The following is a 22,313-nucleotide window of genomic DNA, read 5'->3' on the forward strand; positions in this document are numbered from 1 at the left end:
GGTGACCGGCACCGGGAACGGCCGGGCGCGGTGGACCTCGGGCAGCGGTTCGACGCGGGCGCCGGGCAGCTGGTCTGGGAGCGCCTGGTGCGCCGGGCCGCCGCCGGCTGGCCGCCCGAGGGCCGCTACCCGCTGGAGCTGTACCTGGAGGACCTGCGCGCCCGCGACGACCTGGCGGACCGGCTCGCCGCCGCGCCGCCGGAGCTGCGGGCGCCGTTCGCCGGGGCGGCCGAGGAGCTGGACGCGCTCTTCCGGGCGCACACCGCCGACGACGGGGGAGCCCTGCTCGGCGCGCTGACCCGCTCGGGCGCGGAGGTCGCCCGGCGCGGCTGGTGGTGGCACCGCCGCCCGGACGCGCCCCCCTGGACGTGAGCCCGCGGGCCCGCGAGGCCGGTGCGTCCGTACGTCCGTGAGCCCGCAGGTCCGTACGTCCGCGGGCCCGCGCGCCCCCGCTCCCGTACGCCCGAAGGACCCCGCGCGACGCCCCGCGCGACGCCCCGCGCGACGCCCCGCGCGACGCCTCCTGGTGCGCTGACCGGGAAATCCGTCCGATGATCGACATAATCGAGCCCATGTCCGAGTCCCCGCCCGAGCCCGCACCGCACCCGCCGTCCCGGCCCGCACCCCCCGCCCCGCCCGGGGCGGACGCCGGGCGGGAGCTGCCCCGTCCGTCCGCCGCCGCCCGGCCCGGCCGCGCACTCCTCGGCTACGCGGCCGTGCGCCTGGTGGGCCTGGCCGTCTTCGCGGTGTGGGCGGCGGTCGCGGGGAAGGACGGGTTCCACCTCCTCAAGGGCCGCTGGGACGCCGTCTGGTACGTACGGATCGCCGAGCACGGCTACGGCTACGAGATCCGTCTGCCGCACGGCGACCTCCACTCCGACCTGGCCTTCTTCCCGCTGCTGCCCGCGCTGGAGCGCGGGCTCGCCGCCGTGTCGCCGCTGGACGCGGCCACCGCCGGGATGGTGCTGGCCTGGCTCGCCTCGCTCGCCGCGGCCTGGGGGATCTACGCGGTCGGCACCCACGTCGCCGGGCGGCGGGCCGGGATCGCGCTGGCGGCGCTGTGGGGGGTGTACCCGACGGCGTTCGTGCAGCAGATGGGGTACACCGAGTCGCTGTTCACCGCGCTGGCGGCCTGGAGCCTGTACGCGCTGCTGCGCGACCGGTGGATCGTCGCGGGCCTGCTCTGCGTGCTGGCCGGGCTCACCCGCCCCTCGGCCGCCGCGCTGATCGCCGCGATCGGCGTCACCGCGATCGTGCGCACGGCGCGCGGGCGGCTCACCTGGCGGGTGGTGGCGGGCACGCTGCTCGCGCCGCTGGGCTGGCTGGGGTACGTGGTCTTCGTGGCGGTGCGCCAGGGCTCGCCCACGGCGTACTTCGAGGTCCAGGCCGGCTGGGGCAACAGCATCGACGGCGGCGTGGCCCTGGCCCGCTTCGTCTGGCACAACCTGACGGGCGGCAACCCGCTCGCGGGCGTCGGCCTGGTCGCGGCGCTCGCGCTGCTCGCCTGGGTGGTGCTGCTGTGCGTGCGCCGGCGCCAGCCGGTGCCGGTGCTCGTGTTCACGGTGGCCACGGTGGTGGTGTCGCTGGTCGGCGCCGCGTACTTCGGCTCGCGCCCGCGCCTGATCATGCCCGCCTTCCCGCTGCTGCTCCCGGCGGCACAAGCGCTGGTACGGCTGCGGGCCCGGGCGCGGTACGGGCTCCTGGCCGCCCTCGCCCTGGCCTCGGGCGTCTACGGCGCCTTCACCCTGCTCGGCCCGGGCCCGCCGTAGGCCGCGGCGCGGACGGCGGAAGTAGGCCCTGGGGCCCATGCCCCGGCCCGCTCCCCGTTGCTAGCGTGCCGTCCGGGCCGTGCCGTCGCGCGGCCCGGGGGAGACGGGACGGTACGCGGATGGGTACGGGCAGGGCACGACGGGTCGTCTCGGCTGCCGCGGTGCTGGCGCTCGTGACGCTCACCGCCGGGTGCGAGGACGACGACGCGGGGACGGGGGCCGACAAGCCCGCCGCCGCGTCGCCCTCGACCGGCGCCGCCGCGAAGCCGTCGGTCTCCAAGCCGCCGTCCGAGCCGCCCAAGCCGCTGCCCACCGCGGACCCGGCGCTGGGCGGGAAGACCCTGGACAAGACGCAGCTGGGGAAGGTCGCGGTCGCCGACGGCGAGGTCGCGAACTTCTCGGTGGCAGCGCTCCAGGGCGGCGAGGACACCGGCACCGAGCGCGCCGAGCAGCCGGAGTGCCAGCCGCTCGCCGCGGTGATCAACGGGGCGCCCGAACCGGCCCCGGCCGCCACCGTCTTCCGTACCGCGATGGACAAGTCCGAGGAGGGCAGGGACGACCAGTCCGTCGTCACCCTGATCCTCACCTCGCACCGGGGCTCCGGCGCCCAGCAGCTGATGACCTCGGTGCGCACCGCCGCGCGGGCCTGCGCCGGGGGCTTCCGCACCACCGGCGGGGACGGCCCGTCCACGTACAGCGAGGTCAGGGAACTGCCCACGGCGGGACCCGGCGAGGACGCGTTCACCTACCAGGTCACCGGGGCGGTCGAGGGGAACAAGGTGCCGCTGGTCTTCCACCTGGTGCGCAAGGGCTCCACGGTGGTGACCTTCTACACGGGCAACTTCGTCGACGCGAAGACGCCGGCGCTGCCCGCCTCGCTGGTCACCGCCCAGACGGCCAAGCTCCCCTGAGTCCAGCGGAGTTCGCCGAACCCCGCCGCACCGCCCGGAGTTGATCGGGCGCTGTTGTCAACACACCTGAAAAGCTGGATATTTGGGCCCTCCTTGGGGTCGGTGGGCCCATGACACCCACGGGCCCCTGGGCTAGCGTCGCGTGCATGTCACGCTTGGGGGGTCTGGGCCGCCGGGCCCGACGCGCGATGCGGCGGTGCACGCCGCGCACGGGCACGCGCCTGCTGGGGCTGCGCAAGCACGACCGGGGCCAGACGCCGGTCGAGTACGTCGGCCTCGGCCTGGTGGTCGTGGCGATCATCGGCGCCCTGGTGGCGACCGGCATCGGCCAGGAGCTCACCGTCAAGATCGGCGCCCAGGTGTGCCGCATCACGGGCGGCGGGAACTGCGGCGACACCGGCGGCGGCAGCAGCGGGGGGACGACCCAGGCGGACGGCGAGCAGCCCCAGGACCCGCCGGGCCCGGGTGACTTCGACCCCACCGACTACGGGGTCGCCCCCGGCGAGTACGACGGGCAGCAGACCCCGGAGCAGCAGGAGCTCGAGAACGCGCAGAAGGACGTCAACGACTCGAAGACGGCCTTCGACGGCGCCAAGGACAAGGCGGTGCAGGCCGCCAAGGAGCTCGCCAAGATCCTCGCCGACGAGCTGGGCATCACGGCGGCCTTCGACTGCATCACCACGGGCGACGCCGGTGCCTGTACCGAGACGCTGATCAACATCCTGACCAGTCTGATCGGCGGGGCGGTGGGCAAGCTCGCGGCGAAGTACGGGGCGCCGTGGAAGTGGAAGAAGGCCTACAAGCTCATCCAGGCCATCAAGAAGCACGGCGGCGACCTCTACGACGGCCTCAAGAACCTGATCAAGAACAGGAAGGCGCTGGACAAGGCGGAGGACCGCCTGAAACTGGCCCTCAAGAAGTGCGAGGAGCACAGCTTCCTGCCCGGCACCGGCGTGGTGATGGCGGGCGGGCGCCAGGTGCCCATCGAGCGCGTCCGGATCGGCGACCGCGTGCTCGTCACCGACCCCGTCACCCGCACGACCACCACCCGGCGGGTGAAGGACACCATCACCACCGAGCGGGACAAGGAGTTCGTCCGGCTCACGGTCCGCGAGGCGGGGCGCACGGCGACCCTCACGGCCACCGACACGCACCCCTTCTGGCAGCCGGAGGGGGCCCGCTGGGCCGAGGCGGGCGACCTGCGGACCGGGGACGCGCTGCTGAACGCGCGCGGCCAGGAGCTGCGGATCACCGGGGTCTTCCGGTACGAGAGGCGCCAGCGCACCCACGACCTGACCATCGAGGGCATCCCCACGTACTACGTGGTGATCGGCGACCAGGCCGTCCTCGTCCACAACAACGACAAGAAGGGGAAGTGCTCCATCGCCGAGGCGATGGACCCGGACGACCCCAAGCACCCGAGCAACTGGTCCAAGCCGTCCTGGGACGGCAAGCTGAAGACCCGCAAGGTCGGCGACGTGGACGGTGGCGACGGCGCCTGGGCCAACCGCCCGCGCAACCCCCCGGAGAACCCCATCACCGAGTCCTGGCGGCGGTACCAGGAGCAGGTGACCGGGACCCGGCGCGGTCAGGAGTACGTGGTCAAGAACCCCAAGGGGGGCAAGGACGTCGAGTTCGACGGCTGGGACTCCTCCCGGCAGGCGTACCTGGAGGCGAAGAACGGGTACGGCGGGATGGTCAAGGACGGCGAGTTCCTGAAGCCCACGGCCGACAAGTTCCTCGACGAGGCCCGGCGCCAGTTGGAGGCCGCCCAGGGCAAGACCGTCGAGTGGCACTTCTCCAACAAGGAGGCCTACGAGGCCGCCCAGAAGCTGTTCAAGGACATGCCGGTCGAGGTGAAGTTCACCCAGGCGGTCCCGTAGCGCGGCCCGGCGGCGCAGTACCGTGGCCGGGCCCGGAGCCGGCAAGCCAGCAGAAGGAGCACGACACATGGCCGACGTCACCGTCCGCGCCCAGTGGGGTCCGCGCAAGGAGAGCACCGCCGAGGTGGCGGAGCGCCTGTGGGCGCTGCTGCGGGACCTCGGCGGCATCGCCCCGGAGACCTTCGCGGACTGGGACGAGGCGGTGGGCGACCCGGCCGCGGTCGCCGCGTACCTCGCCGCCGCCAACCCGCCCGAGGAGGAACGGCCCTCGCAGGTCGCGATCCTCCAGGCGGCCCGGCCCGGCGCGGCCCGGGCGCGGGTGACCGTGATGGCGGGCGGCGAGGACGAGTGGACGGTGCAGAGCGTCAGCATCACCCTGGGCGGCGCGGACGGTACGCTCCCGCCGGCCGGCCGGCTCCCCGAGGTGCTGGCCGCGATCGCCGGAGCCTTCGACCCCGACTGGGGCGACGTGCACGACGACGCGCTGTTCGGCGCGGTCCAGGAGGGCCTGGGCCTGCGCAAGATCGACCCCCGCTGCGGGCGGGCGGTCCTGCTCTCCGCGGCCCGCGCCGCACTGGTCCCCGACGGACTCGCGGGCCGCAGGGTGCCGGTGGCGCACGGCGGCCTGCTGGTGGACTTCGCGGGCCCGGACGGAGCGGTGGCCACGGACACCGTGCTCGCGGCCACCGAAGCCCTGCGGGCGACCGGTGCCCTGGCGGCCCTCCCGCGCCCGCTGGACCGCCCGAAGCTCTGAGCCCCCGACGGCCCGCGCCTCAGGCCCCCGTGGCCTCGATCCCCACCCGGACCCCCTTGCGCACCCCCCACGCCTCCATCGCGCCCGCCTCCGCCTCCAGGACGTGGCGGGCGCGCAGGCTGACGCGGCCCATCCGGCCGGGCTTCATGGTGGTGACGTCCAGGACCGTCAGGTCCTTGGTCAGGTAGGCCACGTCGATGGGGAAGCGCATCCGGAAGGTGTGGACGCTGTTGCACGGGGTGATCATCAGGATCCCCGCCACCCCGTCGCGCCCGAGCAGCCCGCGCCGCCGGGTCCGCGAGGAGGCCGCGACCTCCACCGCGACCTCCACCGGGACCGCCCCGTCTCGCCCGGGGACCGTCAACCTGCCCGTACCGTCACGCCATTTGCCCATGGACGCGGACCCTAGTCCGTGCCCGGGCAGCAGCGACAGGGCCCAGCGGCAGCGACAGGGCCCCCGCCACCGGCGGCAGGGCCCGTGCCTTGGGCCCCTGGGCCCATGACCGGCGCGGGCGGGCGGGCCTAGGGTCGGCCCCGTGTACGCCACGCTGATCGCCGTCGCCGCCCTGTGGGGGGCCGCCGCCGGGCTGCTCGTCCCGCGCGCCGCCTACCGGCTGTCCGTCGAGCCGGAGGAGTCCTGGCGGGACGCCTGCCCGGCCGGGCACCCGTTCGCCGGGCCCGCCCGCGGCTGGATCGGCGGCGCCCGCTGCGCCGCCTGCGCCAACGGCTCGGGCCCCGTCACCGGCCCCACCGGCCGGGTCGCGGCCCCGCTGGTCACCGCGCTGGTCTGCGCGGCCCTGGCCGCCGCCGCGGGCCCGCGCCCCGAACTGGCCGTCTGGCTGCTCGTGGTGCCCTTCACCGTGCTGCTCGCGGCCGTCGACCTGACCGTGCACCGGCTGCCCGACCAGCTGACCCTGCCGCTCGCCGGGGGCGCCGCGGTGCTGCTCGGCGGCGCGGCCCTGCTGCCGGGGGCGGCCGGGTCGTGGTGGACGGCGCTGCTGGGCGGTCTCGCGCTGGGCGCCGCGTACTTCGTGCTGTTCCTGATCAACCCCAACGGCATGGGCTTCGGCGACGTGAAGCTCGCGCTGCCGCTGGGCGTGGCGCTGGGCTGGTACGGCTGGGAGGTGCTGTTCGTCGGCGCCTTCGCCGGGTTCCTGTTCGGCGCGGTGTACGGGGTGGGGCTGATGCTGCTGCGCCGGGCGAGCCGGAAGTCGGCGATCCCGTTCGGCCCGTTCATGGCGGCGGGCGCCTTCCTCGGCCTGCTGCTCGGCGCCTTCGTCAACGCGGGCTGAGCGGCCCCCACGGCTGACGGCCTGTCAAACCGGGACCCCCCACGAGGGGGAGATTCCGGCGAATGTCCCGTACGCCACGGGACACGGGCCGTTCTGCGCCGTGGGCGACCTAGCATGCGGACGTATGCGGACATTTTCTGACAATGAGGCCGTGCGGGGTGCCCGGACGCCGCTCCTCCCGTCGCCCGGCGGCGCCCCCGGAGCCGCCGCCGGGGCGTTCCCCGGCCGCGTCCCCGCCGGGCTGCTGCCCTGGGCGTGGGCCGCGGGCCTCTTCCTCGTGTACGCCACCGTGGCCGTGCGCCGCCACCAGTTGCTCCGCACCACCGGCTACGACCTGGGCATCTTCGAGCAGGCCGTCCGCGCCTACGCCCACTTCCAGGCCCCCGTCGTGCCGCTGCGCGGCGACGGCTTCAACCTGCTCGGCGACCACTTCCACCCGCTGCTCGCGGTCCTGGCCCCCCTCTACCGGCTCTGGCCGTCCCCGCTGTGCCTGCTCCTCGCCCAGTCCGCGCTGCTCGCCCTCGCCGTGGTCCCGCTGGCCCGCTGGGCCGCCCGCGACCTGGGCCGGGGCGCCGCCCACGCGGTGGCCGCCGGGTACGGGCTGAGCTGGGGCATCGCCTCGGCCGCCGCCTTCGACTTCCACGAGGTCGCGCTCGCGGTGCCGCTGCTCTCCTGCGGCGTGGCCGCGCTGGGCCGGCGCCGCTGGAGGGCCGCCGTCGCCTGGACCGCGCCGCTGCTGCTGATCAAGGAGGACCTGGGCCTGACCCTGGCCGCCGTCGGGGTGTACGTCGCGCTCAAGGGCCCGCGCCGGCTCGGCCTGCTGACCGCCGCCGCCGGACTGCTCGGCTCGCTGGTGGAGATCGAGGTGCTGCTCCCGTACTTCAACCCCGGCGGCGGCTACGCCCACGGCGGCAACCTCGCCGACGGCCACGGCTCCCTGCTCAGCACCCTGGCGCACGCCCCGCTCGACGCGCTGCGCCCGGACATCAAGGCCATGACCCTGGTCCTGGTCTTCGCCCCGTCCGCGCTGCTCGCCCTGCGCTCCCCGCTGGCGCTGATCACGGTGCCCACCCTGGGCTGGCGGATGATGTCGGAGAACGGCTTCCACTGGGGCACCGCCTTCCACTACAGCGCGGTCCTGATGCCGGTGGTGACGGCCGGCCTCATCGACTCGCTCCGCGGCTGGCGCGGCACCGAGCGCGGCGCCCGGCACATCCGCGCCTCGCTGGCCACGGTCCTCGCCGTCACGCTGGTGATGCTGCCGTCCTTCCCGCTCGCCCAGCTCTTCCAGCGGGCCACCTGGCGCACCACGCCGCACATCGAGGCGGCCCGCGCGGTGCTCGCGAAGATCCCCGACGGCGCGACCGTCGCCGCCTCCAACCGCCTGGTCCCGCAGCTGACTTCGCGCTGCCAGGTGGTGGTCTTCCCGACCTTCCCGGTGGAGGGCCGGCTGTACGAGTACGACCGCGACCGGCTGCCGCGCCCGACCGCCGAGTGGATCGTCCACGACGAGCAGGCGCCCGAGGCGTGGCCGTACACGACGGGCCACTGGCCCTACCCGATCGAGCAGCAGCTGGCCGAGCTGGCGGCGGCGCGCACGAAGTACGGCTACCGGCTGGTGGCCCGCCGCGACGGCGTCACGCTGCTGCGCCGCGCCGCTCCCGGCGGCCGCGGGGCCTGAGCCCCTTCCCCGCGGCCAGGGGCGTCAATCCCGCGCCCGGCCCCGGGGGTCCCTCTTGAGGAGTACGGGAGTTGGTACGTACCAGCCCCGTTTCCCGTCCCGGAGCGCGGTATTCCCGTGCCCGCACCGCATTTCCGCGATTCCGGAGCGTAGTTGCGGCACGCCGTGGCACCCAGCACCACTTACGAAGGGTTATGGTGGAAACCCCCCCTCGGGCCGGTCCGTATCCCCCCCACGGACCGGCCCGTTTTTTCTTCCCGTCCAGGACGGGCCGGAGAACGGGCCGGAGGGGGAGCGTCACGGAGCGGTGGGACTCAGCCCCGGCCGGCCCAGATGTTGGTGCCGGCGGTGTCGACCGCGAAGGTGTCGATCTCCTTCAACTCCTCGTCGGTCAGCGCGGGTCCGCCCAGCGCCGCCACGTTCTCCTCCAGCTGCGCGACGCTGGAGGCGCCGATCAGGGCGGAGGTCATGCGCGGGTCGCGCAGCACCCAGGAGAGCGCCAGCTGGGCCAGCGACTGGCCGCGGCGGGCCGCGATGTCGTTCAGCCCGTTCAGCCGCCGGACCACCTCGCCGTCGCCCGCCAGGCCCGGGTCCAGGGACTTGCCCTGGGTGGCCCGGGAGCCCTCCGGGATGCCCTTGAGGTACTTGCCGGTCAGCAGGCCCTGCGCGAGCGGCACGAAGGAGATGCAGCCCATCCCGGCCGCCTCCAGGGTGTCCAGCAGGCCGTCGTCCTCGATCCAGCGGTTGATCATCGAGTACGAGGGCTGGTGGATCAGGGCCGGGACGCCCATCTCCTTCAGCAGCCGGGCCGCCTCGGCGGTCTGCTCGCTGTTGTACGAGGAGACGCCCACGTACAGCGCCTTGCCCTGCTGGACGGCGGAGGCGAGCGCCCCCATCGTCTCCTCCAGCGGGGTCTCCGGGTCGAAGCGGTGTGAGTAGAAGACGTCGACGTAGTCGAGGCCCATCCGGGACAGGGACGCGTCCAGCGACGACAGCAGGTACTTGCGGGAGCCCCACTCGCCGTACGGCCCGGGGTGCATCAGGTAGCCGGCCTTGGTGGAGAGGACCAGTTCGTCCCGGTACGGGGCGAAGTCCTGGGCGAAGACCTTGCCGAAGTTCAGCTCGGCCGAGCCGGCCGGCGGGCCGTAGTTGTTGGCCAGGTCGAAGTGGGTGACGCCGAGGTCGAAGGCGCGGCGCAGGATCGAGCGCTGGGAGTCCAGCGAGCGGTCGTCGCCGAAGTTGTGCCACAGGCCCAGCGAGACCGCGGGGAGCTTCAGGCCCGAGCGCCCGCTGCGGCGGTACTCCATGGAGTCGTAGCGGTCGTCCAGGGCGCGGTATGCGGAGGAATCAGTCACGCCACTCTCCTTATCACGGACTTGTGACAGACCGAGTTGGGCCGCCGTGACCCCCGCGCAGTAATGTGGCCGCTTCGGGGACTGCCGCGGCATGGAGGGGTTTAGGACAGTGAACCTGCGCGACCTGGTGTACGGGCTCTACGCACGCCGGGTGGAAGGCCGCCTCGACCACGACCAGGTGCCCAAGCACATCGGCGTCATCCTGGACGGCAACCGGCGCTGGGCCAAGGCCTCCGGGGGCACCCCCGAGCAGGGCCACAAGGCCGGGGCCAGCAAGATCCAGGAGCTGCTCGGCTGGTGCGCGGAGACCGACGTCGAGGTCGTCACCCTCTGGATGCTGTCCACCGACAACCTCAGCCGCCCCGAGGCCCAGCTGGTCCCCCTGCTCGGCATCATCGAGGACGCGGTGCGCTCCCTGGCGGCGGACGGCCGCTGGCGGGTCCACCACGTCGGCACCATGGACCTGCTGCCCGCCCGCACCCAGGCGGTGCTGAAGGAGGCGGAGCAGGCCACCCACGCCAACGGCGGGATACTGGTCAACGTCGCGGTGGGCTACGGCGGCCGCCAGGAGATCGCCGACGCCTTCCGCTCGCTGCTCCTGGAGCACGCGGAGCGGGGCACGAGCTTCGAGGAGCTCGCCGAGATCGTGGACATCGAGGCGATCTCCGAACACCTGTACACCCGCGGCCAGCCGGACCCCGACCTGGTGATCCGTACGAGTGGTGAACAGCGCCTGTCCGGCTTCATGCTCTGGCAGTCCGCTCACTCCGAGTACTACTTCTGCGAGGTCCACTGGCCGGCCTTCCGCAAGGTCGACTTCCTGCGCGCGCTGCGCGACTACGCCGCCCGCCACCGGCGTTACGGAACCTGAGCCGCCGACGGCGCGCACCGGGCCGCGCGCGCCCCGCGTGCCCCCGGGTGACGCCGGTCACCCTCTGTTCATCCACACGCCGACATATGCCGTGGCATGGCTGCGCGTGTTCGAGGGAATACCCCTTCCGAAGCGAGCGGCACGGAGTCCGCTCGCCCGGGAGGCCCGTTGCACCAGGACGACCGTGCAGTGAGTGTACGGACGACGCGGAGGGCCGGCGTTCGGCCCGCGCTTCGTGGCCCGAGCCCGGTCCATTCCCCCCGCGACGCCGTCGCAGTCGCAGCCCGACCTCTTCCGAGGGGGTACGTCCTTCGTGGTGAACAGCACTAAGCGCCGCCTGCCGGACAGGCGCACCTACGTTCTCGACACCAGCGTCCTGCTGGCCGACCCGAACGCCATGGCCCGCTTCGAGGAGCACGAGGTCGTGCTCCCCATCGTGGTGGTCACGGAGTTGGAGGCCAAGCGGCACCACCCCGAGCTCGGGTACTTCGCCCGGCAGGCGCTGCGCCTCCTCGACGACCTGCGGGTCAGGTTCGGCCGCCTGGACGCGCCGCTCCCCGTGGGAGAGCTCGGCGGGACCCTCCGGGTGGAGCTCAACCACTCGGACCCCAACGTGCTGCCGGCCGGCTACCGGCTCGGTGACAACGACTCCCGCATCCTCGCGGTCGCGCGCAACCTCCAGGCCGAGGGGTACGACGTCACGGTCGTCTCCAAGGACCTGCCGCTGCGCATCAAGGCCTCCTCGGTGGGGCTGCTCGCCGAGGAGTACCGGGCCGAGCTGGCCATCACGGACTCCGGCTGGACCGGAATGTCCGAACTGGCCCTCTCCGCCGAGCAGGTCGACCTGCTCTACGAGGAGGAGCGGCTGTACGTCCCGGAGGCGGCCGAACTGCCCGTGCACACGGGTCTGGTGCTCCAGTCCGAGCGCGGCAAGGCACTGGGCCGGGTGACGGCCGACGGCAACGTCCGGCTGGTGCGCGGCGACCGGGAGGCGTTCGGCCTGCGCGGCCGCAGCGCCGAACAGCGCATCGCCCTGGACCTGCTGCTCGACCAGGAGGTCGGGATCGTCTCGATGGGCGGCCGGGCCGGCACCGGCAAGTCCGCGCTCGCGCTCTGCGCGGGCCTGGAGGCGGTCCTGGAGCGGCGCCAGCACAAGAAGGTGATGGTCTTCCGGCCGCTGTACGCGGTGGGCGGCCAGGAACTGGGCTACCTGCCCGGCACCGAGGCCGAGAAGATGGGCCCGTGGGCGCAGGCGGTCTTCGACACGCTCGGCTCGGTGGCCGGCGCGGAGGTCATCGAGGAGGTGCTGGGCCGCGGGATGCTGGAGGTGCTGCCGCTCACGCACATCCGGGGCCGCTCGCTGCACGACGCGTTCGTCATCGTCGACGAGGCGCAGTCGCTGGAGCGCAACGTCCTGCTGACCGTGCTGTCCCGGATCGGGGCCAACTCCCGGGTGGTGCTGACCCATGACGTCGCCCAGCGCGACAACCTCAGGGTCGGCCGGTACGACGGAGTGGTCGCCGTGGTCGAGAAGCTGAAGGGGCACCCGCTCTTCGCCCACGTCACGCTGACCCGCTCCGAGCGCTCGCAGATCGCCGCGCTCGTGACCGAAATGCTGGAGGACGGACACCTCTGACCCGATTCGGGCCCCCTGGAAGGCGGTTGGCGCCGCCCGGCGAACGCAGCAGCGTAGCCGGGCGGCGCCTTCGCGTGCGGGTGAACGCCGAAAACTCCTGGGGAAGAAGGGGTGTGAGCTTTCACACGCAACGGGGAATTGCCTCGCGGCGTCGCCTTCCGGCAGAGTCTGGTTTCCGTCAGGCCCCGCATACGGCACACCTGTACCTCCAGGGGTACGGAGCACCAGACAACTCAACAGCCGCACGCCGTATGCCGCCCGCAGCACCACGAGGCGCTCCGTCAGGAGCCGCCCACCGGGCCCGTGTCTCCTGTGACCCCGCAGTACGGAGACCAGTGTCAAGGGCACGATTGCGCCCGCGAGGTCACGGGGGTGCTGCTGGAAGGAAACCGTGTGAGCCGGATCTCGGTCCGGGGATTCGCGGTGGCGTCGGCCACCGCGGTCACCACCGTCGGCGCCGTCGTCGGCGTCGCCTCGGGCGACCCGCAGTCCTCGAACGACAACTTCGAGGCCACTGCCGCCGACACGACGCTGCTCGCTGACATACCCGCCGGCGAGCAGGCCCAGGTCCAGGTGGCCTCCCTGTCGCAGCAGGCAGAGGCGCAGGCCTCCGCCGCCGACACCGCCGCCAGGAAGTCCGCCGAGGAGGCCGCGCGCATCCAGGCCGCCAAGGACGCCAAGGCGAAGAAGGAAGCCGCGGACGACAAGGCCGAGAAGGAGCGCAAGGAGAAGGAGGAGCGGGCCAACCGCTCGTCCGAGCGCAGCGACATCTCCAACCTCAGCGCCTCGTCCTTCAACGGCGACGTGAAGGCGCTCGCCCGCCAGATGGTCGGCGGCGACCAGTTCCAGTGCTTCAGCAACATCGTGGACCACGAGTCCGGCTGGAACTACCAGGCCACCAACCCCTCGTCCGGCGCCTACGGCCTCGTCCAGGCCCTGCCCGGCTCGAAGATGGCCTCGGCCGGCGCCGACTGGCGGACCAACCCGGCCACCCAGATAAAGTGGGGCCTCAACTACATGAACGAGCGCTACGGCAGCCCCTGCGGCGCCTGGTCGTTCTGGCAGGCCAACAGCTGGTACTAGGCCCCTCCCGGGTCCCCGCCGGCCGATCGACTTCCCGGAGCCCCCCACCGTCCTACGGTGGGGGGCTTCCGGCGTGTACGGTCGGGACCCGAACAACGGTCTAGGGGGAGTGGACGGGGGAAGAAGGAAGAACATGTCAAGACTGCCAGGATGGCTCGGCCGGCTGGGGGCCGGCGTGACCCGGATGGGAGAGCGCTTGGACGAGCGCCGGGCCGAGGCCGAGGGCCACGGCGGTGACGGCGACCCGGTCGCCGTCACCAAGGACCACGCCCCCGACTCCGTACCCCCGCCGCCCGACTACGCGCCCGCGGTGTCCGCGAAGCCCGACCCGGTGGCCGCGATCCCCTGGGGGATGCGCGTGGCCGCCGAGGCGAGCTGGCGGCTGCTGGTGCTCGCGGGCATGCTCTGGGTGCTGATGAAGGTGATCAGCGCCGTGCAGCTGGTGGTGCTCGCCTTCACGGCCGCACTGCTGATCACCGCGCTGCTGCAGCCCACGGTCTCCCGGCTGAAGCGGCTCGGGCTGCCGCGCGGCTTGGCGACCGCGGTCACCGCGATCCTGGGCTTCGTCGTCATGGGCCTGGTCGGCTGGTTCGTGGTGTGGCAGGTCATGGACAACCTCGACAACCTCTCGGACAAGGTCCGCGACGGCATCGAGGAGCTCAAGCGCTGGCTGCTGGACAGCCCGTTCCACGTGACCGAGCAGCAGATCAACGACATCGCCAAGAACCTCAGCGACACCATCGGCACCAACACCGAACAGATCACCTCGGCGGGCCTGCAGGGCGTCACCGTGATGATCGAGGTGCTGACCGGCATCCTGCTGGCGATGTTCTCCACGCTGTTCCTGCTGTACGACGGCAAGCGCATCTGGCAGTGGACCCTGAAGCTGATCCCGAGCGCCGCCCGCCCGGGCGTCGCAGGGGCCGGCCCGCGCGCCTGGCGCACGCTGACCGCCTATGTGCGCGGCACGGTGATAGTGGCCCTGATCGACGCCATCTTCATCGGGGTGGGCATCTACTTCCTCGGCGTGCCCATGGCCGTGCCGCTGGCCGTGTTCATCTTCCTGTTCGCCTTCATCCCGCTGGTCGGCGCGGTCGTCTCCGGCGCGCTCGCCGTGGTGGTGGCGCTGGTGACCGACGGCGTGTTCACGGCGCTGATGACCCTGGCCGTGGTGCTCGCCGTGCAGCAGATCGAGGGCCATGTGCTCCAGCCGTTCATCCTGGGCCGCGCGGTGCGCGTGCACCCGCTCGCGGTGGTCCTCTCCGTCGCGGCCGGCGGCATGATCGCGGGCATCGGGGGAGCGGTGGTGGCCGTGCCGCTGGTCGCCGTCACCAACACGGTGGTCGGCTACCTGCGCGCGTACGGCAGGGAACAGGCGCTGCGCACCGCCCCGCAGCCGCGCGGCGCGAGCGCCCTCGACGTGGCACCCACCCCGGCCCCGGGCGAGGCGGCCCCGCCGCCGAAGGACGCCGGGCAGTAGGACGGGCAGTAGTACATACGCGAAGGGCCCCGCCGGATCCGATCCGGCGGGGCCCTTCGCGTACGCGTACCGCTTACTGCGCGAGCACGGCCTCGGAGTCGAGGGTGGCGCCCACGGCCTGGATCACGGCGGCGATCTTGAACGCCTCCTGGATCGCGTCGCGGTCGACGCCGGCCTTGCGCAGCACCTGCTCGTGCGAGTCCAGGCACTGGCCGCAGCCGTTGATGGCCGAGACGGCCAGCGACCACAGCTCGAAGTCGACCTTCTCCACGCCCGGGTTGCCGATGACGTTCATCCGCAGACCGGCGCGCATCGTGCCGTACTCCGGGTCGGAGAGCAGGTGGCGCGTGCGGTAGAAGACGTTGTTCATCGCCATGATGGCGGCGGCGGCCTTGGCGGCCGTGTACGCCTCGGGCGACAGGTTGGCCTTGGCCTCCGGCTCCAGCTCGGAGAGGACCTTCGGCGAGCGCGAGGCGATCGCGCAGGACAGGACGGTGCCCCACAGCTGCTGCTGGTTCAGCGTGTCCTGGTTGCCGATGACCGAGCCGAGGTTCAGCTTCAGGTCCTTGGCGAAGTCCGGTATGGCGGCCTTCAGCTCATCGAGGGCCATGCTCACTCACCGGCCAGCAGCGCGACCGCGTCGAGGGTGTCCTCGCCCTTGCTCCAGTTGCACGGGCACAGCTCGTCGGTCTGCAGGGCGTCCAGGACCCGCAGGACCTCCTTGGGGTTGCGGCCCACGGAACCGGCGGTGACCATCGTGAACTGGATCTCGTTGTTCGGGTCGATCACGAACACGGCGCGCTGCGCGAAGCCGTCCTCGCCCTCGACGCCGCAGTCGCGCATCAGGTCGTGCTTGGAGTCGGCCAGCATCGGGAAGGGCAGGTCACGCAGGTCGGCGTGGTCCTTGCGCCAGGCGTGGTGGACGAACTCGGAGTCGCCGGAGACGCCGAGGATCTGGGCGTCGCGGTCCGCGAACTCGTCGTTCAGCTTGCCGAAGGCGGCGATCTCGGTGGGGCAGACGAACGTGAAGTCCTTCGGCCAGAAGAACACCACGCGCCACTTGCCCTCGTAGGACTTGTGGTCGATCTGCTCGAACTCCTTGCCGCTCTCCAGCGACACACAGGCGGTCAGGTCGTACGTGGGGAACTGGTCACCGACAGTGAGCACGCGCTCTCCTTGCTGAAGGAAGTCCCTTTTGAGGTCTTCCGTGGGGGTTGGACGGGTTCCAGCATGGCACGGGGTGCATTGATCAGTGAAATAGCTAGACTGGTGGCCGTTGATCGAAGGTGGTTATCAGTGGTGTCCGTACATAGGGGTAAGCAACCCAGTCTGGCCCAGCTCCGGGCCTTCGCCGCGGTCGCCGAGCACCTGCACTTCCGGGATGCCGCGGCCGCCATCGGCATGAGCCAGCCCGCCCTCTCGGGCGCGGTTTCGGCACTCGAAGAGGCACTCGGTGTCCAGCTCCTGGAAAGGACCACCCGAAAGGTGCTGCTCTCGCCCGCCGGCGAGCGCCTCGCCGTGCGCGCCCGCGCCGTCCTGGACGCCGTCGGCGAGCTGATGGAGGAGGCCGAGGCGGCCCGCGCCCCCTTCACCGGGGTGCTGCGGCTCGGGGTGATCCCCACCGTCGCGCCCTATCTGCTGCCCGACGTGCTGCGCTTGGTCCACGACCGCTACCCGGCCCTCGACCTGCAGGTCCACGAGGAGCAGACCTCCTCGCTGCTCGACGGGCTGGCCGCCGGGCGGCTCGACCTGCTGCTGCTCGCCGTGCCGCTCGGCGTGCCCGGTGTCACCGAACTGCCGCTCTTCGACGAGGACTTCGTGCTCGTCACGCACGGTGACCACTGGCTGGGCGGGCGTACGGACATCCCGCGCGAGGCGCTGCGCGAGCTGGACCTGCTGCTCCTCGACGAGGGCCACTGCCTGCGCGACCAGGCCCTGGACGTCTGCCGGGAGGCCGGGCGCTCCGAGGGCGCGGCGGTCACCACCACCGCCGCCGGGCTCTCCACCCTGGTCCAGCTGGTGGCCGGCGGGCTCGGCGTCTCGCTGCTGCCCGCCACCGCCGTGGCGGTGGAGACCGGGCGCAACGCCCAGCTGCTCACGGGCACGTTCGCCGAGCCCGCGCCCTCGCGCCGGATCGCGCTGGCGATGCGGGCCGGGGCGGCGCGGGAGGCGGAGTTCCGGGAGTTCGCCGACGCCCTGCGCGAGGCCTTCGCCGCCCTCCCGGTCCGCCCCGTCCGCTGAGCCGCGGGCCGGGCGCTACTCCGTGCGCAGCCCCTCCGGGCGCATCAGGCGGACCAGCGGCGGCAGGCTGAGCAGCGTCACCACCAGGACCACCCCGGCCCCGGCGCCCGCCATCGTCGCCACGGCCCGCCAGTCCGCCGCGAACGGCACGCCCACCGTGCGCTGGAGCACCGCGCCCAGCGCCAGGCCCGCCGCGGTCGCCAGGGCCAGGCCCAGCGCGACCGGCAGCGCGGTCTGCCACAGCACCGACCGGCCCAGCGTGGAGCGCGGGGCGCCGAACGCCACCAGCGCGGCCAGCAGCCTGCGCCGCTCGCGCAGCTGCTCCAGCTGCGTGACCAGCAGGCTCGCCCCGATCAGCAGCAGTACGCAGACCGCCCCGGCGAGCAGCCCGGTGCGGATGCCGACGAACTGCCGCGCCTGCCGGGTGGCGGTCAGGGCGTTCGCCGTCAGGTGCGGATCGGTGCGGGCGACGGCCGTGCGCGCCCGGTCGAGCGCGTCCGGCACGGCCGGGTCGACCCGCACCCACAGCTGCGCCGCGACCTGGTGGCCCAGGCCCTTCGGGGCGGCGGCGGGAGTGACCAGGACACCGCTCTCGCGGCCACCGCCCGGGGTGTCGCGCGCCTCGGCGTCACGGGCCCCCGCGGGCACCGTCCAGGCGACGGCCGGGGACTGCTTCCCGGGGCGGCCGGAGCGCACCGGGCCCACGAACAGGGCCCGTCCGGGGCGGGCGACGGCCCGCGCCCGCTCGTCGTCCCAGCCGCCGCGCAGCACGAACGCGTCGCCGTCGCGGCACGAGGGCAGCCGGGCGACCTCGCGCAGCGCGGCGCAGTCGCCGATGGTCAGCTGGGCGGTGTCCGCCGGGTCCTTCGCCCGAGTGGCGAGCTGCGCCGAGGTCAGCGCCGTGACCCCGGCGACGCCCTCGGTCGCGGCCAGCCGCCGGGCGAGGCCCGGGGCGTCGCGCGCGGCGTCGCTGCCGGTGAACGCCTCCACCGACAGGGCGGCGCGGCGGGGGTCCTGGCCGGTGTCCGCGGTGAACCGGCCCTCCACGCCGGTGAAGACCATCTGCAGGGCGATCGCCCCGGCCACCGCGACCGCGATGCCGCCGACCGGCCGCGACACCGTGCCGCCGCTCAGCTGGAGCCTGCGCACGGCCAGTTGCCAGGCGACACCGCCGCCGCCGAGCCGGGCCACCACGGTCTCCACCAGCCAGGGCAGCAGCGCGGTGACGCCCACCAGGAGCAGCAGGATCCCGGCGGTCACCAACTCCGTGTCGGAGGTGCCCTGTCCACCGGTGAACGCCAGCGGGTACAGCAGCGCGAGCCCGGCCAGCGGGAGCAGCAGCCGCCACCACAGCCGGCGGCGCGGGGGCTTCGACACCCGTACGACACCGAGCGGTTCGACCACCACGGAGCGCATCGCGAGCAGGGTCACCGCGACGGCCGCCACCGGCACCGCGAGCGCCACCAGGAGGACGAGGGCGGCGGAGGGGGCCAGGTCGTCCGGGAAGACCCCCAGGCCGTACAGCTCCACCGCGCCCGCGAACCGCCGCGCCAGCAGGAAGAACCCGGCGCCCAGGACGAGTCCGCACAGCGTGCCCGTGAGGGCCTCGCCCGCCGCGACCCGGCGCACCGAGCGGGCGTCGGCGCCCACCAGGCGCAGCGCGGCCAGCCTGCGGTCGCGCCGCTCGCCGCCGAAGCGCACGGCGGCGGCGATGAACACGGCGACCGGGGTGAGCAGCGCGGTGAAGGCGAGGACCACCAGCAGGACGAGGGTCGCGTCCAGCGGCTCGGGGACCCGGTCGTCGGCGAACCCGGTGATCCGCACGACCTTCATGCCGAGCGGCTTCAGGTCCTTCCCGCCCGCGTAGAAGGCCAGTTCGTGCGGGTCGACCAGGCCCGCCGCGCCGATGGTGCCGGTGATCCGGTCCGGCAGCCGCTCGCGCAGCAGCGCGCTCCCGTCCTGCGCCAGGAGCCGTTCGAGGGCGGGGGAGACCAGCATCTCGCCGGGGGCCGGGAAGGCGTCGAGGCCGGGCGGCAGCGGGGCGTCGGGCCCCTCGGGCCGGAGCAGCCGCCCGGTGATCTCCCGGTCGCGGAAGGTGGTGTCCTCGTTGGCGAGCAGCAGGGTGTCGCGGCCCGGCCGGTCGGCGGTCGGCGCGGTTTCGACGCCGCGGGCGTCGGCGCGCGCGTCGCGGGCCCCGAGGGCGCCGGGGATCGCGGCGGTCACCAGCAGCAGTGCCACGCCGAGGCCGACGCCCACGCCGGTGAGCAGGGTGCGGGCCCAGCCCTCGCGGCCGCCGCGCACGGCGAACCGGGCCCCGAGCCCGAGGTCGCGCAGCCAGGTGTTCACGCGGCGCGCTCCTCGGCGTGGGTGCGCCCGTCGCGCACGACGACCTGCCGGTCGGCGCGGTCGGCGACCCGCGGCTCGTGGGTGACCAGGACGACGGCGGCGCGGGACTCCCGGGCGGCGTCGGCGAGCAGGGCGAGCACGCGGTCGCCGTTGGCGGTGTCCAGGGCGCCGGTGGGCTCGTCGGCGAAGACCACGCGCGGGGCGGTGACCAGGGCGCGGGCCACCGCGACGCGCTGGCCCTGGCCGCCGGAGACCTCGCCGGGCCGGCGGCCGGCCACGCCGTCCACCTCCAGGCGCTCCAGCCACTCGTGGGCCCGGCGCTCGGCCTCGGCGCGCTTCACGCCGTTCATCCGCAGCGGCAGCGCGACGTTCTCGCCGCAGGTCAGTTCGGGCACCAGCTGGCCGAACTGGAAGACGAAGCCGAAGTCGGTGCGGCGCAGCGAGCTGCGCTCGGCGTCGCCCAAGGCGAACAGGTCGCGGCCGTCGTAGCGGACCTCGCCCCCGTCGGGCGGCACCACCCCGGACAGGACGTGCAGCAGCGTGGACTTGCCGGAGCCGGAGGGGCCCATGACGGAGACGACCTCGCCGGGCGCGAGGGAGAAGGAGGCGCCGTCGAGGGCGGGGGTCGCCCCGTACGCCTTGCGCAGGTCGCGGGCGACGAGGAGCGGGGGTCCTTCGGGACGGGCGCAGCCGTCGGGACCGGCGGGACGGCCGGCAGGGGATGTGCTCATGCACCGACTATACGCTGTGTGTATACGTGGAGTGTATAGCTGAGTGGTCTCCCCACCGGAAGCCGGCCGCGAACGGGCCGGGGCCCGCACCCCCGAGGTGCGGGCCCCGCGCGCCGGCGGCTACTCCGTGCGCAGCCCGTCCGGGCGCATCACGCGCCACAGCAGCGGCAGGCTCGCCAGGGTCACCGCCACGATCAGCGCGCCGCCGACCCCGGCCACCGGCAGGAACACCCACCAGTCCTCGACCGACTTGTCGACCAGCCGCAGCAGCACCAGGCCGAGCCCCAGGCCGCCCGCCACGGCCAGCGCCAGCCCCAGCCCGATCGGCACCGCGGTCTGCCACAGCACCGACCAGCCCAGCGTGGAGCGCCGGGTGCCGAAGGCCACCAGCGCGGACAGCAGCCGCTTGCGGTCGCGCAGCTGCTCCAGCTGGGCCACGAGCAGCGACACCGCGATCAGGGCCATGGTGGCCGAGGCGGCGACCGTGATGCCCTGGCGCACGCTGGCGTACTGGGCGTCCCGCTCGTAGTTCTTCAGCGTGTCCACCCGGGTCGTCGGATCGATCAGCGCCGCCGTGTTGCGTACGTACTCCGCCGCGTCCGGCTCGTCCGGGTCGACCCGGATCATCGCGTGCGCCACCGCCGAGCCGAGCGTGCGCGCGTCGATGGCCGACGGGGTCGCCAGGATGCCGAACTGCTCGCCGCCCAGCGGGTCGAGGCGGGAGCTCACCTCGCGCGCGGACGCCGGGATCCTCCACAGCACCCGCGCGGCGCCCGGGTCGCGCAGGTCGTCGCGGACGTCCACCACGGCGCCGGGGCGCGCGGTCTCCCGCACGTAGGAGTCGCTGGGGCCGTCGCCGTGGGTGAGCGCGATGAACACGTCGCCGTCACGGCAGGAGGGCAGCTTCGCCAGCTCCGACAGCGAGCGGCAGTCGCCGACCGTCAGCGCGGTCATGGCACCGAAGGAGTCGCCCTTCTTCGCCGGGCCCGTGCTCACCGCCCCGGACTCGATCAGCCCGATCACGCCGTCCACGCCCCGGGTCGCCGAGAAGCGCTCGATCATCTCCCGGGCCTCGCCGCCGGTCCTGGCGGGCAGCCTGGCCTCCAGCTGGGCGCGGGCGGTGTCCTCGTTGGTCGGCCGCATGAAGTCGTACTGCATGGCCTGGAACATCATCTGCAGCGCGATCGCCCCGGCCGCCGCCACCACGATGCCGCTGACCGCGCGCGCCGAACTGCCGCTGCTCAGCTGGAGCCTGCGGGAGGCCAGCTGCCAGGACACCGGGCCGCCGCCGCGCAGCCGCCGCACCACCGTCTCCACCAGCCACGGCAGCAGCGTCGTCACCCCGATCAGGGCGAGGACCGCGCCCGCGGCGATCGGCACCGTGTCGATCTCCGTGTCGCTGAACTGCACCTTCCCCGTCAGCGGCAGCAGCAGCGCCAGGCCCGCCGCGATCAGCGCCAGGCGCCACCAGATCCGGCGCGGGCGGGGCGTCGCCTCCCGTACGACACCCAGCGGTTCGATCGAGATGCCGCGCAGTGCCACCATCGTGACCGCCACCGCGCTCAGCGGCACCACCAGCACGATCAGCGCGACCAGCCACCACTCCGGGACCATGTCGGAGGGGAAGACGTTGACGTTCCACACCGTGGCCCGGCCCAGCGCCACCCGCAGCAGCAGGAAGAACACCGCGCCCGCGGCGAGCCCGAACAGCGATCCGGCGAGGGCCTCGCCGGCCGCGGTGCGCCGGGTCATGGCGTTGTCCGCGCCGATCAGCCGCAGCGCGGCCAGCCTGCGGTCGCGCTGCTCGCCGCCGAAGCGCACGGCGGTCGCGACGAAGACCAGCACCGGCAGCAGCAGCACCACGCAGGTGATGACCACGATGAGCAGCAGGAAGCCGCCCAGCGGGCGTTCGCGCGAGGCCGCGTAGCCGAAGCTGTCGCCGCGGCGCGAGCTGTCGCCCGCGCCCAGCGTGGCGCTGCCCGCGTAGTACGTGTACTCCCCGGGCCCGACCAGGCCGTCGTCGCCGATGACGCCCTTGACCTCGTACGGGAAGCGGCCCTTGAGGAGCGTGCCCCCGGGCCCGTCCAGGAGCCGCTCCAGCGCCGGCGAGACGTACATCTCGCCGGGTGCGGGCAGCTTCGCCAGGCCGGGCGGGGCGGGCGGGGGGGGGGGGCGGGGGGGCCCCGCCGGGGGGGTTTGCGGCTGGGCGCGGGGCCACCGGTGGGGCGCGCCCGGGCGGGAGGGGTGGTGGGGGGGGGCCGCGGGGGACCAAACCCACGC

18 protein-coding genes and 1 pseudogene are annotated in these 22,313 nt (G+C 73.8%); 12 read left to right on the plus strand and 7 right to left on the minus strand.

Annotated features, from left to right (window positions below; translation table 11 throughout):
• The 5 genes and pseudogenes from ABT160_RS41850 to ABT160_RS41870 all read left to right on the plus strand — a co-directional run.
• Positions 1-372: pseudogene (locus tag ABT160_RS41850) on the plus strand (hypothetical protein); the annotation flags it as partial.
• A gap of 200 nt (positions 373-572) precedes the next feature.
• Entirely contained in the window at positions 573-1,769 is a 1,197-nt protein-coding gene (locus tag ABT160_RS41855) for a putative hexosyltransferase (RefSeq protein ID WP_351654248.1), read from the plus strand.
• Positions 1,770-1,888: 119 nt separating this feature from the next.
• Entirely contained in the window at positions 1,889-2,680 is a 792-nt protein-coding gene (locus ABT160_RS41860) for a hypothetical protein (RefSeq protein WP_351654250.1), read from the plus strand.
• A gap of 146 nt (positions 2,681-2,826) precedes the next feature.
• Entirely contained in the window at positions 2,827-4,563 is a 1,737-nt protein-coding gene (locus ABT160_RS41865) for a Tox-REase-5 domain-containing protein (RefSeq protein WP_351654251.1), read from the plus strand.
• A gap of 67 nt (positions 4,564-4,630) precedes the next feature.
• Entirely contained in the window at positions 4,631-5,317 is a 687-nt protein-coding gene (locus ABT160_RS41870; RefSeq protein WP_351654253.1) for a hypothetical protein, read from the plus strand.
• A gap of 19 nt (positions 5,318-5,336) precedes the next feature.
• On the opposite strand, the gene ABT160_RS41875 is transcribed toward ABT160_RS41870, so the two are convergent.
• A complete protein-coding gene (locus ABT160_RS41875) occupies positions 5,337-5,711 on the minus strand; it encodes a DUF192 domain-containing protein (protein ID WP_351654254.1) in 375 nt (124 codons plus the stop codon).
• A gap of 142 nt (positions 5,712-5,853) precedes the next feature.
• On the opposite strand from ABT160_RS41875, the gene ABT160_RS41880 reads away from it, so the two are divergent.
• Together ABT160_RS41880 and ABT160_RS41885 are read left to right on the plus strand one after the other, a co-directional pair.
• Positions 5,854-6,609, plus strand: a complete 756-nt coding sequence (locus tag ABT160_RS41880; protein WP_351654256.1) for a prepilin peptidase — start codon at positions 5,854-5,856, stop codon at positions 6,607-6,609.
• A 151-nt stretch (positions 6,610-6,760) separates the two neighbouring features.
• Positions 6,761-8,290 carry a DUF2079 domain-containing protein gene (locus ABT160_RS41885; protein WP_351654257.1) on the plus strand — a complete coding sequence of 510 codons (1,530 nt, stop codon included), beginning with the start codon at positions 6,761-6,763 and terminating at the stop codon, positions 8,288-8,290.
• A gap of 314 nt (positions 8,291-8,604) precedes the next feature.
• Here ABT160_RS41885 and mgrA read toward each other — a convergent pair whose 3' ends face one another.
• Positions 8,605-9,645, minus strand: coding sequence for an L-glyceraldehyde 3-phosphate reductase (gene mgrA, locus ABT160_RS41890; RefSeq protein WP_351654259.1), 1,041 nt, complete (start codon positions 9,643-9,645; stop codon positions 8,605-8,607).
• Between the two features lie 109 nt (positions 9,646-9,754).
• Between mgrA and ABT160_RS41895 the strand changes: the two genes are divergently transcribed.
• From ABT160_RS41895 to ABT160_RS41910, 4 genes are all read left to right on the plus strand, one after another.
• On the plus strand, positions 9,755-10,516 hold the full coding sequence (locus ABT160_RS41895; protein ID WP_351654261.1) for an isoprenyl transferase: 762 nt from the start codon (positions 9,755-9,757) through the stop codon (positions 10,514-10,516).
• 313 nt (positions 10,517-10,829) lie between these two features.
• Positions 10,830-12,152, plus strand: coding sequence for an RNA 5'-3' helicase PhoH2 (gene phoH2, locus ABT160_RS41900; RefSeq protein WP_351654262.1), 1,323 nt, complete (start codon positions 10,830-10,832; stop codon positions 12,150-12,152).
• 393 nt (positions 12,153-12,545) lie between these two features.
• Entirely contained in the window at positions 12,546-13,235 is a 690-nt protein-coding gene (locus tag ABT160_RS41905; RefSeq protein WP_351654264.1) for an aggregation-promoting factor C-terminal-like domain-containing protein, read from the plus strand.
• Positions 13,236-13,368: 133 nt separating this feature from the next.
• The gene (locus ABT160_RS41910) at positions 13,369-14,715 is read left to right on the plus strand and encodes an AI-2E family transporter (RefSeq protein ID WP_351654266.1); all 1,347 of its coding nucleotides are present in this window, start codon (positions 13,369-13,371) and stop codon (positions 14,713-14,715) included.
• A gap of 73 nt (positions 14,716-14,788) precedes the next feature.
• Here ABT160_RS41910 and ABT160_RS41915 read toward each other — a convergent pair whose 3' ends face one another.
• Positions 14,789-15,325 (minus strand): alkyl hydroperoxide reductase, encoded by a 537-nt coding sequence (locus ABT160_RS41915; RefSeq protein ID WP_351654267.1) that lies wholly within the window; start codon positions 15,323-15,325, stop codon positions 14,789-14,791.
• 2 nt (positions 15,326-15,327) lie between these two features.
• Positions 15,328-15,882 carry a peroxiredoxin gene (locus ABT160_RS41920; protein ID WP_351654269.1) on the minus strand — a complete coding sequence of 185 codons (555 nt, stop codon included), beginning with the start codon at positions 15,880-15,882 and terminating at the stop codon, positions 15,328-15,330.
• Positions 15,883-16,011: 129 nt separating this feature from the next.
• Here ABT160_RS41920 and ABT160_RS41925 point away from each other — a divergent pair, with 129 nt between their 5' ends.
• Positions 16,012-16,956: a hydrogen peroxide-inducible genes activator gene (locus ABT160_RS41925; protein WP_351654271.1), complete on the plus strand. Its 945-nt coding sequence runs from the start codon at positions 16,012-16,014 to the stop codon at positions 16,954-16,956.
• A 15-nt stretch (positions 16,957-16,971) separates the two neighbouring features.
• Here the strand turns inward: ABT160_RS41925 and ABT160_RS41930 are convergent, their stop codons facing one another.
• The 3 genes from ABT160_RS41930 to ABT160_RS41940 all read right to left on the minus strand — a co-directional run bounded on the left by ABT160_RS41930 (position 16,972) and on the right by ABT160_RS41940 (position 22,151).
• Positions 16,972-19,302 carry an FtsX-like permease family protein gene (locus ABT160_RS41930; RefSeq protein WP_351654273.1) on the minus strand — a complete coding sequence of 777 codons (2,331 nt, stop codon included), beginning with the start codon at positions 19,300-19,302 and terminating at the stop codon, positions 16,972-16,974.
• Positions 19,299-20,033, minus strand: coding sequence for an ABC transporter ATP-binding protein (locus ABT160_RS41935; protein ID WP_351654275.1), 735 nt, complete (start codon positions 20,031-20,033; stop codon positions 19,299-19,301). The genes ABT160_RS41930 and ABT160_RS41935 overlap by 4 nt, the downstream gene beginning before the upstream one ends.
• Before the next feature lie 120 nt (positions 20,034-20,153).
• Positions 20,154-22,151, minus strand: a complete 1,998-nt coding sequence (locus tag ABT160_RS41940; RefSeq protein WP_351654277.1) for an FtsX-like permease family protein — start codon at positions 22,149-22,151, stop codon at positions 20,154-20,156.
• Positions 22,152-22,313 lie beyond the last annotated feature (162 nt).

Origin of the sequence: Streptomyces sp. NPDC001941, assembly GCF_040296945.1 — a bacterium.
Taxonomy (GTDB): domain Bacteria; phylum Actinomycetota; class Actinomycetes; order Streptomycetales; family Streptomycetaceae; genus Streptomyces.